Raw genomic sequence first — 14,380 nt, 5'->3', positions numbered from 1 at the left:
CTTTGATGTTATGCTTGATATTTCGTCTTCCATGCACCGCTGTGGAAGCGGGCGGCAAAACAGGTCACGCGGCAGACCCAGTCCACCACCATGGCGATCCAGACACCGACCGCGCCCAGCCCCATCCGGACACAGATGAGGTAGCTGAAGCCCAGCCGCCAGAACGCCATGCTGAGGATGGATACCACCATTGTGAACTTCACGTCGTTGGCAGCGCGCAGCGCGTTGGGCAGCACGAAGGAAGTCGGCCACAGGAACAAGGCGCAGCCCGCATGGATCTGCACCAGCAGAACGGCCAGTTCCATGGTCGCGCCGGAAAGTGCATAGATGCCCACCAGCGGCTTCACGAACAGCAGGATCGCGCCATTGGAAAGGCTCATGGTAAGGTACGCCCAGAGCAGCAGCTTGCGGGTGTAATAGATGGCCTGTTCGTGATCCCCCGCGCCGATGCACCGGCCCACGACCGTGATCATGGCCAGGCTGATCGCCTTGCCGGGGATGACGCCCATGCCGTCAAGGTTGTTGGCCACAGCGTTGGCGGCGATCTGCACCGTGCCAAACGTCGAGATCATGCTGACCACAAGGATGCGGCCTGCCTCGAATAAACTATTCTCAAAGGCAGACGGGATGCCGATGCCCAGGATACGCCGGGACAGCCCGGCATCCAGCCGCAGCGTTTTGGGAACGCTCAGCACATTGCCGGTCTCCTTATGATAGCACTTGCGCAGGATCAGAGCCGCTGCCACCACGCGGGAGAGGACGCTGGGCCACGCAACACCCTCAACGCCCATTTTCAGACCGAAGATGCAGACGGCGTTGCCCACGATGTTGATAACGTTCATCAACAGGCTGATCTGCATTGAGATCTTGGAGTTGCCCATGCTCCGGAACAGGGCGGCCCCGCCATTGTACAGCGCCAGGAACGGATAGCTCAGGGCAATGACCTTCAGGTAGCGCACACCGGCGTCCAGCACATCGGCTTCGATCGAGCCGTAAAACAGGCGGATCATGGGCCGGGCCATCACAAAGCAGACGACGCCCACCGCCGCGCCGAACAGGCCGCTGAGCAGGATGAGCTGACCGGCGCTGGCATCCGCATGCTTCTGCTCTCTGGCCCCCAGATACTGGCTGACCACCACCGCACCGCCCGTGGCCAGCGCCGCAAACAGCACGATGATGAGGTTGTTGATCATATCCACCAGGCTGACGCCGGAGATGGCCGCTTCGCCGCAGCGGGAGACCATCATCGTATCCGCCATGCCCACCGTCACTTCCAGCAGCTGCTCCACCAGCAGCGGGCCGGTCAGAAGCAGCAGCTCTTTCTGGGTGAACAGCGGCTCCCGCCCGCCGAACCGGATTTTTTCTTTGGTGATCGTTCGTTCCATAGAGTTCCTCACGTTTCGTTTTCCGGGCCGCCGGGCGCAAAAAGGCCCTGCTCCCCTCCTGCCGTCTTTGCAGGCCGCAGTACCGCATTTTAACATGCTTGTATTCATCTTAACACACCCGGTTTCGGTTGTAAAGAATCCATCTGCGGGTTTTGCAGATTCTTTCCCTACCCACGTGTTTTTGCGGATGTTCCCGGTGCTAGGGGAGCTTGTTTTATCAGTTTTGCCGAGAATGTCCCGCCAATTTTGTGCGTTGTGACAAAATATCAGATTTTTGTTCGATTTCCAGAACTTTTTTCAAAAAACCTCTTGCATTTTGCTTCGAAAAGTGCTATCTTGTATCCAACAAGAGTGGCAGTGGGATACAACGGCTGCGACGCGCTTTGCCCCCACGGCTCTTGTGTTCATCCTTCTAATTTATATTGCTATTTTCTTCATTTACCTTCTTATCATTTACCCTGTCCTGTACGGGACAGAAAAAGCGCTTCCCCAACCTGCATGGGGAAGCGCTTTTTCGTTGTTGTTTTTAAGTTTTCGCTGATACAACCTCTCCGTCAATGCTTTGCATTGCCACCTCTCCTACCAGGAGAGCTGTCGAGCGCAAGCGGCGAGACCGAGAGGTTGTACGAAGGTTCACGTTTGAATTTTCCGAAAGGCTTCCCGCACCTCGCCGGAGAAGTACAGCGTCCCCAGCGCACAGACAGGGCCGGTGCCGCCCAGCTCCACTGCGCGGGCCACTCCGGCTTCGATGGACGGGGCAGGCTCCGCCGTGCCGCCCCGCACCCGAATGTGCTCCGCCAGCGTTTCGGCGGGCATGGCGCGCGGGGTATGCGCTGCCACCGTCACGAACCGGTTTGCCAGCGGGAGCAGAAGCTCCAGCATCTCGTCCACGTCCTTGTCGGTCATGATGCTGAGCAGAAAGACGAATTTCTGGCCGGGGAAACGGTCGTTCAGGCTCTGGACCGTGGCCCGCATCCCGTGGGCGTTGTGGCTGCCGTCCAGCAGGAAGGCGGGCGTGTGCCGCAGCAGTTCGAACCGGCCCGGCCAGCGGACGGTCTCCAGCCCCTGCCGGATGGCCTCCTCCGGGATGTTCCAGCCCTTTTCCCGCAGCACCCGCAGCACCGTGATGGCGACGGCGGCATTCCGGGGCTGGTAGCTGCCAATGAGCGGCAGGCGCACCCCGTTCAGGCCGTCGAAGTCAAAGGTCACTTCGTCCAGGTCGCCGCCCTCCACCGTCAGCTTCGAAAAATCGACCACATGGAGCGGGGCGTTCTGCTCTGCCGCCGTGCGGGCGATGACGGCGTCGGCCTCCGGCACACCGCCGTAGCTCACCACCGGACTGCCCGGCTTGAGGATGCCCGCCTTGGCCGCTGCGATGTCCGCGATGGTGGGGCCAAGCTCCTTCACATGGTCCATGCCCAGCGCCGTGATGACCGCACACTCCGGCGGGTCGATGACGTTGGTGGAATCCAGCGCACCGCCCAGACCCACTTCCAGTACCACGATGTCGCAGTGCTGCTCGGCAAAGCAGAGCATGCCCAGCGCTGTGATGATCTCGAACTCGGTGGGCACATCGGCCATGGCATCTGCGGCGGGCCGGATCGTTTCCACCAGGCGCACCAGTTCCTCGTCGCTGATCTGCTCGCCGTTCACCTGAATGCGCTCATTGAACCGGTTGATGAAGGGAGAGGTGTACAGCCCCACCCGATACCCCGCCGCCTGCAGGCAGGACGCCAGCATGGCTGCGGTGCTTCCCTTGCCGTTGGTGCCCGCCACATGGACGAACTTCAGCCGCTTGTGGGGGTCGCCCAGCGCAGCCAGAAGGGTGCGGGTGCGAGTCAGGCCGGGCTTATGCCCCGCCCACTGCACCGCGTGGATGTATTGCATTGCTTCTTCATAGTTCATGATGCCACGTTCCTTCAGAGAGACCCTCTCCATCTATGCAGACAGAGAGGGTCTGGTTTATGCTTTTTATGCTTTTCGGACCAGAGCGGTCAGCGCCTTGTTTTCCAGCAGGATGCGGACGAGGAGGGTGTTCACCACGCTCAGCACCAGCGCATTGGGGATGCGGGCAGCCAGCAGCGCCCACTGGTAGCCGTAGAAGAGGTGGAGGGCCAGCGAGTTGATGACCACAGAGCCCACCAGATGGCCTGCCAGAATGCTGATCTGCAGCCGCAGGCCCAGGCGCATCTCATGCAGAGACCGGTACAGCAGACCGGACACCAGACCCACTGAACCGGCTCCCAGCGTGATGAGCGGGTTGATGGAATAGCCGGACAGGGTGCCGCCGATCATGTCGGCCAGTGCGCCCACGACAAAACCGCCCGCCGGGCCGAACCAGACTGCTGCCAGGTGGGTGGGCAGAGCGCCCAGGTTGAACCGCAGGAATCCGGTGGACACCGTGAACACGCGGGCAAAGATGATGCTCATGGCCGTGAGCAGGGCCAGCATCGTCAGGGTACGAACGGACAATTTGGAATGATTCATCGTTGATCCTCCATTCCGGATGATGCAGGAGAAGACAAAGCGCCCTCCCCTGTGACGAACCGCACAAAGGAGGGCGTGAATCCAACAAGTTTCACTTCCAGGCAGGGCCGCAGCCGGTCTCGCCTGCACCCAAGTCCATGCAGCAGCGGGATGCAGACCATGCACCGCGGGTCTCCCTTCGTCCGCAGCACAACTCCCCGTTGATGCGGCACTTAACGCGCATGGTCTTACTCTGTTGATACTGCTATTATATGCCTTTTTTCGGGCGGTTTCAATCGCACCTCTGCCACAGATTTCACAATTTGAGGCATTCTTTTTTGGGAGTTCTGCCTAAATGTCATTCTTCTTGCCTGCGTTGCTTTTGGTCGAAGTTTGTGATATCCTGTAAGTGCCGCTCCACTCCGGCCCATTTTCATGGAAAGGAGGTGAGCTCCATGGAAGCAGTGTTTACATTCATCCAGTCCGTCGCAGCAAGCGTAGCCGCTTACTACGTCTGCAAGTGGCTTGACGACCTGTTCAAGAGCGGTAAGCACTAAAAAGCAGAAGCCCCTCGGAGTTGCCGCTCCGGGGGGCTTCTTGCTTGCTGTTGTGAGTCTCCATGGAAACTCGTTTACATTCATCACTTTTATTATACGCGCCTGTGGTGAAAAGTCAAGCCATGCACAGTTTTCTTTGACTGTCAGCGCAAAACGTGATAAGATGGAACAAACTTAATACAGAAAGGACGTATCCGTCTATGAAATTCCATGAGATGACTTACACCCGCCCGGACATCGACGCGCTGCTGGCCCGCTGCAAAGAGCTGGCCGCCAAAGCCGAATCCGCTGCCTCCGGCGAAGCGCTGGTCGCGGTCTACTACGAGCAGAGCCGCGCATTTGCCGATTACAACACCGCCGCCAACCTGGCTTCCATCCACTACACCTGCGACACCCGCGATGCCGCCTGGAAGGCTGAGCAGGACTTCTTCGATGCCAACGGCCCTGCCGTGCAGAACGCCAGCGTGGAGATCAGCCGGGCCTTCCTGGCCAACCCCCACGTCGATGCCCTGACCGAGGCCTTCGGCACCACCTGCGTGGCCGGCATGAAGAACGCCGTGCTGGGCATGGATGACCGCACCATCGACCTCCAGAAGGAGTACAACGCGCTGGTCAGCCAGTACCAGCAGGTCTACGGCGGTGCACTGGTCGCGTTCGACGGCAAGCAGCTGACCATCCCCCAGCTTGGCCCTTATAAGGAGAATCTGGACCCCGCCGTCCGCCGCGCCGCCTACGAGGCCGAGGCCGGTTACTTCGACGCCCACCGCGCCGAACTGGACGAGCTGTACACCAAGATCGTCAAGAACCTGAACGAGCAGGCAAAGATCTTGGGCTACCACGATTACAGTGAGCTTTCCTACGTGCGGATGAACCGCATCGGCTACGGCCCGGAAGAGATCCGGAAGTTCCGCGACCAGGTGGCCAACGATGTGGTCCCTCAGCTGAAAAAGGTCATCGAGCTGCGCAAAAAGCGCACCGGCATCGAGCACCTGACCTTCACCGACCTGCCGGTCTCTTTCCGGGACGGCAACCCCAGGCCCATCGAGGGCTATGACGCCCGGATGGCCGCCGCCCGCACCATGTACCATGAGCTGAGCCCGGAGACCGCCGCATTCATCGACTTCATGCAGGACAACGAGCTGTTCGATGTCGAGAGCCGCCCCGGCAAGATGTCCGGCGGCTATATGACCAGCCTGCCCGCCTACAAGGCTCCCTTCATCTTTGCCAACTGGAACAACACCTCCGCCGACGTGGACGTGCTGACCCACGAGTGCGGCCATGCCTTTGAGGGCTATGTGGCCGAGCGGGACCCGAAAGTCCCCGCCGACCTGGAATGCCCCGGTATGGAGAGCGCCGAGATCCACTCGATGGCCATGGAGTTCCTGACGGCCCCCTGGCATCATCTGCTCTTCGGCAAGGACACCGAGAAATACGCCCTGCTCCACGCCGAGGACAGCTTCCTCTTCCTGGCCTATGGCTGTATCGTGGATGAATTCCAGCACCGGATGTACCAGAATCCCGACCTGGCCCCCGACGAGCGGAACGCCGTCTGGCTGGAGCTGGAACACAAGTACCGCCCCTGGATTGACTTCGACAACCTGCCCTTCTACGGCCGCGGCGCAGGCTGGCAGCGTCAGCTCCACATCTATGAGTGCCCGTTCTATTATATCGACTACTGCCTGTCCACCATGGCCGCTTTGCAGTTCTTCCTGCTCAGCCTCAAGGACCACAAGGACGCCTGGCAGCGCTACCTCCGACTGGTGCGCCGCGCCGGTATGGCCAGCTACGCAGAACTGTGCGAGACGGCCGGTCTGAAGGTTCCCTTCACCGATGGTTCCATCAAGGCCATCGCCGAGGAAATGGAGCAGTGGATCGCCGCTCATCAGGTCTGAACGAAACCGAACGAAACCTCTTGAGTTCCCGCGCGCGTTTTGCTATATCGTGGCGTTCGTGCTCTTCTTGACAAACTCGCCCGGATTGCATATAATAAGAATGCGAAAGAGATTGCATTCATGGAGTTCATGAAAGCAAACAAGAAGCCCTTCGGTATTGCGAGTACCGAAGGGCTTCTTGCTGCGTTGGGTCAGTGCTTGCCGTTCATAAAGAACTGTTCGTCAAGCCACTTGCAGATATAGTACGATACAATACCTGCTGCGACGGACAGTGCGAAAGAAATTACCGCATTCATCGAGTTCACCTCCTTCCCAGTGGAGGGGCAGGGGGAACGGCAATTACAGGATACCACAGATTCCGACGGTTGACAAGAAGCCCCACGATATTGCAATATCGTGGGGCTTCGTTCATCCTATTTTACAATGTAAGGATCACAGCACAATAAACGTGCAGGTCGCAGCAGGCAGAACGAGTTCGCCCGCCGGAGCTGCTGCCGGGGTGATCTCCGGCAGCGCATCGCCTTCGCCAAGGACCAGCGCCTTGCCGTTGCAGAGCATGGTCTGGGAGCGCAGGGTCTCGGCGGAGAGCTGGTAGACCTCCGCTTCCTTCGGCAGGGTGACGGTGGTGGTATCCGTCAGGCTGTTGTTGATGACCAGATATGCCTTGCCCGGCTTGCCGTCCGCACGGGAGTGGGCATAGACGTGCGCACCCTCACGGATAGGCTCCGCGGCGTCGTAGACGGTGGTGCCCATCAGGCGGTTCCAGAGCAGCACCGCGAAGTAGTTGGGGCGCGGGTCAAAGACTTCGGGCTTCAGATAGCCGTAGTCACTGGAGGCCAGGGTGTTGTGGAAGATGATGCCTCTGGTCACGACCGAGAAGCTGCCCAGCTCGTTCAGGGTGCGGAAGACATCCAGATAGGTGGAAGCCCAGGTGTCGCCGCCGCCGCCCGCGTCGCCTGCTTCGGTGACCCACATCTCGCCGCCGGGGCAGTAGATGTCCCGCTTTTCGGCGTGGAACTTTGCCATATTGGAGGCGACCGCCAGATACTCTTCGGTGTGTGCCTTGTCGGCTTTCCAGTGGGCAAACGGCATCACAGGCTCCAGACGCTCGGACACGCCATTGTAATAGTGGTAGCTGTAAACGTCCAGCTTCTCCTGGGCACCCTTCATCAGGTCGTCGGTCGAGCACTGGGGCAGGATATCGCCGACTCCGCCGCCCTGTGCCTTCTCGCCGTGCTTTTTCAGCACACCTTCGGTGGAGCAGGGGCCGACAAAGGGGCAGTCGGGGTAGTTCTCATGCAGCCAGCGGATAAAAATGTCCTGATCGCGGACATACTGCTCGGTAGTGTAGCCCTTGGGGCAGCCGGACATAGCCAGCAGGTTGGGCTCGTTGACGAACTCAGCCGCGTCGATGGCCTTGCCGTACTCCTTGCTCAGGGCAAAGATCTGCTCTGCCTGGCTGGGGTTCCAGGGCTCGTCGGCGTGGTGCAGACCCTCACAGTCAGCCACTGAGATCAGGAGCTTTGCGCCGATGTCCTTGCAGAAATCCAGCACACCGAGCCACTGCTCGCGGGTCAGGATGGCGTTGTAGCCCTCCGGGATGACGCCGTTCGTGTGGCCGTCGAAGTCGTAATAGGTCTTGGTGGACCAGGTGCCGGACACGCGCACCCAGGCCGGGCCGATCTCTTTGGCCAGCTTGCGCAGCTTCTTGTCAGAGAGGTCGATGGGATCATAATACTGCATCAGGTCGGTGCTTGCGGTCGCGTTGCCGAGGAAGCCGCCCTTGAGGACGAACGGCTCTGTGCCCGCGATCTGAGCGGGAGTGTAGGCCTTCCAGAAGGTGCCGCCGGTGACTTCGGTCATCTCGACGTTGTAGGAGACCAGCCGCTCGTTGCCAATGTGCAGCTCGCGCAGGGAGCCGGGGTTCAGGTTCACGAATTGTGCCATGGGAAATTCTCCTTTTCTCAAATTTTTTGTCTGCATCCATAATACCATTTTTTCGGCCAGACCATGAGGACGATTTCGTGATAAAACCGTAAAATATTTCAATTTTGAAGAAATGAGCTGCCACGGACGCTGTTCTCGGCAAAACACAAGAAAAGCTCCGTCCCGTTTCGCTGAGGCAGCGAGGGGGACGGAGCCTTTTTCGATTTCAGATGGGGCGCAGCCTCATCCCATTACTTGTTGTAGACCTCTTCCTTCAGCAGGCCCTCGCTCCTGGCGACACAGATGCTGGCGACGGCATCGCCGACGACGTTCAGCGAGGTGACGAGCATCTCGATGGGACGGTTGATGGCCAGAATGAGGGAGTAGGCCAGCAGAGCGCCGTCGTTGACGAAGCCCACGCCGGACAGGATGGTGAAGAGGATGACGGCACCTGCACCGGGAGCAGCCGGGGTGCCCACCGAGGCCAGCAGAGCCAGCAGGGCCACGACCACCAGCTGGCCGGGAGTGACTGTATAACCGGCGCAGCCCGCGATGAAGACGGTGGCGATGACCTGCATGATGGCGGTGCCGTCCATATTGATGGTCATGCCCAGAGGCAGCACGAAGGAGGCGATGCTCTCATCCACGCCGAACTCCTCCTCGCAGACCTTGATGTTCAGGGGCAGGGTGGCGGCGCTGGACGAGGTCGAGAAACCGAACACAGCCACATTGGCGATCTTGCGGATGAAGGTGATGGGGTTCAGCTTGGCACCCAGAGCGATCACCAGCGGGTAGGCCACCACCAGGAAGACCAGCAGCAGGATCACCGTGACCACCACATAGACCAGTGCCGGCTTGAGGTAGTTGATGCCGTAGATGGCAAAGGTGCGGGTGAGCAGCACAAAGACGGCAAAAGGAGCAAATTTGCTGACGATGAAGTTCAGGAAGACGACCACCACGTCATTCACCTCGCCCAGCAGCCGGCGCAGGGTGGCGGTGCGGCTCTCGCCCAGCGCATTCATGCTCAGGCCGGTGGCCACTGCCAGGAAGACGGCGCTCAGGACTGCACCATTGCTGCCAAAGGCCGTGATGATGTTGGAGGGGATGATGTTCAGCACCACGTTCAGCGGGTTGGAGCCGGTGGAGCCGGTGGCCTCGGTCAGGCCCTCGATGTGGGTGTTGAACAGCCCCATCGAGAAGGTGATGTAGCCCACGCTGCTGGCCAGCAGCAAAGCCAGGAAAGAGCACAGCAGGAACCAGAACAGGGTCTTGGCCGAGATGCGCCCCATGGTGCGGGTGTCGGCAATGCTGCCGATGGCCAGCGCGATGGAGGTGAACACCATCGGGATGATGACCAGCTGCAGCGCCTTGATAAAGAGCTGGCCGATGATATAGAAGATGCCGAAGGAGCGCTCTGCGCCCTCTGCGGTGATATCCTGGAACAGGAGCTCGTTGATCGTGGTCCAGATTTCACTCTTCCCGCCGGAGATGAGGCTCTCGCGCAGGAACATGAAGGCGAGGCCCGCCGCCAGGCCGCAGACCAGCGAAATGGCCATTCGTTTTGCTAAAGACATACCAGGTTTTTTCGTTTCCATAATACCTTTCCTCACAATCCTTGGTGATACCGGGCCCAGGCCCGCACTTTATCTATCCTATCATAAGCCGTTCCCCGCTTCAAGAAAAAAACAGACCAAATTCGGTATTTTCTTTCAATAGTCATACTTTTAAGACGCTGACCGCAAAAAAAAAACACCCGGAAGAAGCTCTTCCGGGTGGGAACACTTATGCCTTGAACTTGAGCAGCGGCACACCGATGGCGGTGTCGCCGGAGGCCACGACCGACATTTCGGACAGGTCGTCGCCGTTGGTCACGATGATGGCCGTTGCCGTGGGATGACCGGCGGCGCGGATGGCGTCGAGGTCGACCTTGAGCAGCGGGGTGCCCGCCTTGACCTTGGAGCCTTCCTTCGTCAGAGAGGTGAAGCCGTTGCCCTTCATCTCCACGGTATCCATGCCCACATGGATGAGCAGCTCGATGCCGTCATCGCTCATCAGGCCCACCGCGTGCAGGCTTTCGGGCACCTGTGTGACGGTGCCGTCAAACGGTGCGTAAACGGTATCCCCGGTGGGTTCGATGCCGCAGCCGCCGCCCAGAATGGCCGATGCGAACGTCTCGTCCGGCAGCTCCTCCAGCGGGATGACCTTGCCTGCCAGCGGCATCATCACCGTCTTCTTTTCGCCCTTGAATTTCGTCTCGGCTGCATTCTTGCCGCCGAACAACTTATCAAAAAAGCCCATATCATTACCCTTCTTTCTGCGCTGCACACAGCGCGACCTTCATCTGAATAAAGATATCATACTGTGCCGGAAATTGCAATCCGCATCCTGCACAAAGAGACGGACCGATGTTTGACACTTACAGCAGGGCCAGCAGGCCGTCGATCTCCTCCATCCGGGTGGCCCAGCTGGTGGCGATGCGCATGACGGTATGGGTGTCATCGAACTTCTCCCAGAAGCCGAATTTGGCCTTGCCCTCCAGCGCCGCCAGCTGCTCGTTGGAGAAAACGATGAAGATCTGGTTGGTGGGCGAATCCAGGAAGAAGCGGTAGCCCTTAGCGGCCAACCCCTGCTTCAGGGCGTTGGCCGTGGCGATGGCGTTCCGGCTGATGGTCTGGTACAGGTCATCCGTGAAGAGGACATCGAACTGAAGCCCCAGCAGGCGGCCCTTTGCCAGCAGAGCGCCCTGCTGTTTCACCATGGTCATGAAATGTGCCGGTGCCCCATGGGGGAAGACGACGGCCTCGCCGCAGAGGGCGCCCACCTTGGTGCCGCCGACGTAGAAGACATCCGCCAGCCGGGCCAGGTCGGGCAGGGTGACGTCCGTACCCTCCGCCGCCAGACCGTAGCCCAGGCGGGCACCGTCCACAAAGAGGGGCATGTGGTACATCTGGCAGACGTCGTGCAGCGCCTGCAGCTCGGCTTTGGTGTAAAGGGTGCCGTACTCGGTGGGGTGGGAGATGTACACCATGCCGGGGAAGACCATGTGGTCGTGGTTGCCGTCTGCGTAGAAGGTGGCGCAGAAGTCGCGGACGTCGGCAGCGTTCAGCTTGCCGTTCTTGTGGGGCAGGCCCAGCACCTTGTGGCCGGTGTACTCGATGGCCCCGGCCTCGTGGCCGTTGACATGGCCCGTGGAAGCTGCCACGACCCCTTCCCACCGGTGCAGCATCGACGCGATGACGATGGCATTGGTCTGGGTGCCGCCGGAGATGAAGGTCACATCCGCTTCCGGGCAGGCACAGGCGGCGCGGATCTTCTCCCTCGCGCTGGCACAGTAGGGGTCGGTGCCATAGCCGGACACCTTTTCAAAGTTGGTCTCCATCAGCTTTTGCAGGATGGCCGGATGGGCTCCCTCGCAGTAGTCGTTCTCAAAGTAAAACATCGTGTTCTGCATCCTCTCTATAATAGGTACCTTTATGATATGCTTTTGCAGCGGAAATGTCAAACAGCAAAACCCGGCCCGCGCTCGCACCGTTCCGCTTTTTGTGCTATGATCGGGGCAGGCTCTGCGGCATTCGGCACCTGTTCCCGACTCCTTTGCTGTTTCTTAGCCGCCGGTGTGGTATACTTTGAACACCGAACGAATATCCATCCGAAAGGAGACATTTCTATGAGATCTTCCACCCGCAGGCACGATGCACTGGTGATGCTGTCCGGCATCACGTCGGCCTTTCTGGTGGTGTCCGGCATCCAGGTGCTCAGCGGACGGATCGACGGCGTAGCCTCCATGGTCTTCGTGCTGGCCGTCTTTCTCATCTCGATGTATACCGATGGTTATCTGTGGGGTCTGGCCGCCTCGCTGCTGTGTGTGCTGGCGGTCAACTTTGCCTTTCGCTCGCCCTACTTTGCCTTCAACTTCACCCTGCCGGAGAACCTGTTCTCCGCGCTGGTGATGCTGGTCGTCTCCATCATGACCAGCACCCTTACCACCCGCATCAAGCTGCAGGAGCAGCTCCGGATGGAGAGCGAGACCGAGAAGATGCGCGCCAACCTTCTGCGCGCGGTCTCCCACGACCTGCGCACGCCCCTCACCTCCATCTACGGTGCCTGCTCCACGGTCATTGAAAATTATGACTCGCTGGCCAAAGAGCAGAAATTAAAACTTCTCGGCGAAGTCTGTTCGGACGCCCAGTGGCTCAACCGGATGGTGGAGAACCTGCTGTCGGTCACCCGGTTCGACACCGGCACCGTCTCGGTGCAGAAGACCCCCACCGTGCTGGAAGAGCTGATCGACACCGTGCTGGTGCGGTTCCAGAAGCACTACCCGGACGTGAACGTCACGGTAGACCTGCCCGACAGCTTCGTGGTCATCCCGATGGACTCGATGCTCATCTCGCAGGTGCTGATGAACTTGCTGGAAAACGCCGTGCTCCACGCCGAGGGAATGACCAGGCTGACCCTCCGGGTCTTTACGCTGGGCGACCACGCCATCTTTGAAGTCTCGGATGACGGCTGCGGCATCCCCAAAGAGCGGCTGAAAGGGCTGTTCACCCGGATGCTGCCCGCCGACGACACGGCCAGCCCCGGCAAGCACGGCATGGGCATCGGCCTTGCGGTGTGCGCGGCCATCGTCAAGGCCCACGGCGGCGAGATCAAGGCCGAGAGCCGCCCCGGCGAAGGCACCACCATCCGCTTCTGGCTGGAGACCGAATCCACGGACGAATCCACTGATCTGGAGGAAAACATCTGAAATGAGCAACAACAAATTCAAGATCCTCATCGTTGAAGACGAACCCACCATCTGCAGCTTCATCTATACCCTGCTGGACACCAACGGCTACAAGACCTATGTAGCCCCCACCTGTGAGCTGGGCAAATCCATCTTCACCTCCTATCTGCCCGACCTCATCATCCTGGACCTGGGCCTGCCCGACCGCGACGGCCGCGAGCTCATCCACTATGTGCGCCAGAAGTTCATGACGCCCATCATCGTGCTGTCGGCCCGCACCACCGAGGCAGACAAGATCGAAGCGCTGGACCTTGGCGCGAACGACTACATCACCAAACCCTTCAGCACCGGCGAGCTGCTGGCGCGGGTGCGGGCCGCACTGCGGCTCAACCGCTTCAGCTCCAACCCCACCGGCGTCTTTCAGGCGCAGGACCTGCTCATCCAGTACGAGCGGCGCAAGGTCTATGTGGGCGGGGAGGAGATCAAGCTGACCCAGACCGAATACAACATCGTGGCCTTCCTCTCCGAACATGCGGGCCGGGTGATGACCTACCCCGCCATCGTCCGGGCCATCTGGGGCGATACCGACTGCGGCAGCACCAAAAAGCTGCAGGTCAACATGGCCAACATCCGCCGCAAGCTGGGCAGCCGCCCCGGCCACAACAACTACATCATGAACGAACTCGGCGTGGGCTACCGGATGATCGATGCCGACCACGACGGCCCGGACGCCCCCGCCGACCACGAGGAGAACGCATGACGCTTGCTCTGATCCTGTTTGCTTTCACCTACTGCCTGATGCTGGCCCTGCCCCGCTTCCGGCCCTTTGCGGCCCTTGGCGGAGCCGGGGCCTTTTTGCTTCTGGGGCAGCTGAGCGGCGCTTGCCGGTTTGTTTTTGATTACAAACTGTAGTCCGGCGGAAAATCCACCTAGGGATAGGCATTTCAAACTACGGTACGTAAAAAGTTTATATAGATTAACATTTTGAAAATCCCTTGAAAATTCCAAAATCCGTGCTACAATATCCGCAGAAACAGCAAGGCTGTTCGGTTTTTCGCCCCATCCGGGGCTTGCAATAACATGAATAAAGGTAGGAAAACGATTATGGTAGATGTGAAAAAGATCGCACTGTTCGTCGGCGGCGTTGTGTTTGGTTCGGCAGGCTTCAAGATCCTGTCCAGCAGCGATGCCAAAAAGGTCTACACCCAGACCACCGCAGCCGTCCTGCGCATGAAGGACTCCACCATGGAGACCGTCAACAAGGTCCAGGAGCAGGCCGGTGACATCCTGGCCGACGCAAAGGCCATCAACGAGGCCCGCGCCGCCAAGGCAGAGGCCGCCGTCATCGAGGACGAAGCCGCAGAGGCTGCTGCCGCCGAGGACGCTGAATAATTTTTGAGCGCTTGAGCCGCCTGCGGGCGGCTCTTT

At 59.7% G+C, this 14,380-nt stretch carries 12 protein-coding genes and 1 riboswitch; of the genes, 5 read left to right on the top strand and 7 right to left on the bottom strand.

What is annotated here, in order from left to right; translation table 11 throughout:
- Positions 1 to 8 precede the first annotated feature (8 nt).
- From I5P96_RS03155 to I5P96_RS03145, 3 genes are all read right to left on the bottom strand, one after another.
- A complete protein-coding gene (locus I5P96_RS03155) occupies positions 9 to 1,385 on the bottom strand; it encodes an MATE family efflux transporter (RefSeq protein ID WP_223383073.1) in 1,377 nt (458 codons plus the stop codon).
- 633 nt (positions 1,386 to 2,018) lie between these two features.
- A complete protein-coding gene (locus tag I5P96_RS03150) occupies positions 2,019 to 3,290 on the bottom strand; it encodes a bifunctional folylpolyglutamate synthase/dihydrofolate synthase (protein WP_223383072.1) in 1,272 nt (423 codons plus the stop codon).
- A gap of 66 nt (positions 3,291 to 3,356) precedes the next feature.
- Positions 3,357 to 3,872, bottom strand: a complete 516-nt coding sequence (locus I5P96_RS03145) for a folate family ECF transporter S component (RefSeq protein WP_118553961.1) — start codon at positions 3,870 to 3,872, stop codon at positions 3,357 to 3,359.
- A gap of 141 nt (positions 3,873 to 4,013) precedes the next feature.
- Positions 4,014 to 4,109: riboswitch (THF riboswitch) on the bottom strand.
- Positions 4,110 to 4,608: 499 nt separating this feature from the next.
- Here I5P96_RS03145 and I5P96_RS03140 point away from each other — a divergent pair.
- Entirely contained in the window at positions 4,609 to 6,300 is a 1,692-nt protein-coding gene (locus I5P96_RS03140) for a M3 family oligoendopeptidase (RefSeq protein WP_223383071.1), read from the top strand.
- A 432-nt stretch (positions 6,301 to 6,732) separates the two neighbouring features.
- Here I5P96_RS03140 and I5P96_RS03135 read toward each other — a convergent pair whose 3' ends face one another.
- The 4 genes from I5P96_RS03135 to I5P96_RS03120 all read right to left on the bottom strand — a co-directional run bounded on the left by I5P96_RS03135 (position 6,733) and on the right by I5P96_RS03120 (position 11,665).
- Positions 6,733 to 8,247 (bottom strand): beta-glucuronidase, encoded by a 1,515-nt coding sequence (locus I5P96_RS03135; protein ID WP_223383070.1) that lies wholly within the window; start codon positions 8,245 to 8,247, stop codon positions 6,733 to 6,735.
- 230 nt (positions 8,248 to 8,477) lie between these two features.
- The gene (locus I5P96_RS03130) at positions 8,478 to 9,821 is read right to left on the bottom strand and encodes a dicarboxylate/amino acid:cation symporter (RefSeq protein WP_118553964.1); all 1,344 of its coding nucleotides are present in this window, start codon (positions 9,819 to 9,821) and stop codon (positions 8,478 to 8,480) included.
- Positions 9,822 to 10,008: 187 nt separating this feature from the next.
- Complete coding sequence (locus tag I5P96_RS03125; protein ID WP_118553965.1) at positions 10,009 to 10,524, bottom strand: PTS glucose transporter subunit IIA; 516 nt, start codon at positions 10,522 to 10,524, stop codon at positions 10,009 to 10,011.
- A gap of 118 nt (positions 10,525 to 10,642) precedes the next feature.
- Complete coding sequence (locus I5P96_RS03120; protein ID WP_223383069.1) at positions 10,643 to 11,665, bottom strand: threonine aldolase family protein; 1,023 nt, start codon at positions 11,663 to 11,665, stop codon at positions 10,643 to 10,645.
- A gap of 228 nt (positions 11,666 to 11,893) precedes the next feature.
- Here I5P96_RS03120 and I5P96_RS03115 point away from each other — a divergent pair, with 228 nt between their 5' ends.
- The 4 genes from I5P96_RS03115 to I5P96_RS03100 all read left to right on the top strand — a co-directional run bounded on the left by I5P96_RS03115 (position 11,894) and on the right by I5P96_RS03100 (position 14,344).
- Positions 11,894 to 12,973 carry an ATP-binding protein gene (locus I5P96_RS03115; protein WP_118553967.1) on the top strand — a complete coding sequence of 360 codons (1,080 nt, stop codon included), beginning with the start codon at positions 11,894 to 11,896 and terminating at the stop codon, positions 12,971 to 12,973.
- A 1-nt stretch (position 12,974) separates the two neighbouring features.
- Complete coding sequence (locus I5P96_RS03110) at positions 12,975 to 13,712, top strand: response regulator transcription factor (protein WP_118553968.1); 738 nt, start codon at positions 12,975 to 12,977, stop codon at positions 13,710 to 13,712.
- Positions 13,709 to 13,864: a hypothetical protein gene (locus tag I5P96_RS03105; RefSeq protein ID WP_223383068.1), complete on the top strand. Its 156-nt coding sequence runs from the start codon at positions 13,709 to 13,711 to the stop codon at positions 13,862 to 13,864. The genes I5P96_RS03110 and I5P96_RS03105 overlap by 4 nt, the downstream gene beginning before the upstream one ends.
- A gap of 192 nt (positions 13,865 to 14,056) precedes the next feature.
- Complete coding sequence (locus tag I5P96_RS03100; RefSeq protein WP_223383067.1) at positions 14,057 to 14,344, top strand: DUF6110 family protein; 288 nt, start codon at positions 14,057 to 14,059, stop codon at positions 14,342 to 14,344.
- The last annotated feature ends 36 nt before the right edge of the window (positions 14,345 to 14,380 follow it).

Source organism: Faecalibacterium prausnitzii, from assembly GCF_019967995.1.
Lineage (GTDB): Bacteria > Bacillota > Clostridia > Oscillospirales > Ruminococcaceae > Faecalibacterium > Faecalibacterium prausnitzii_E.
Note: the sequence above shows the minus strand (reverse complement) of the source record. Positions and strands in the feature narration are given on the sequence as shown.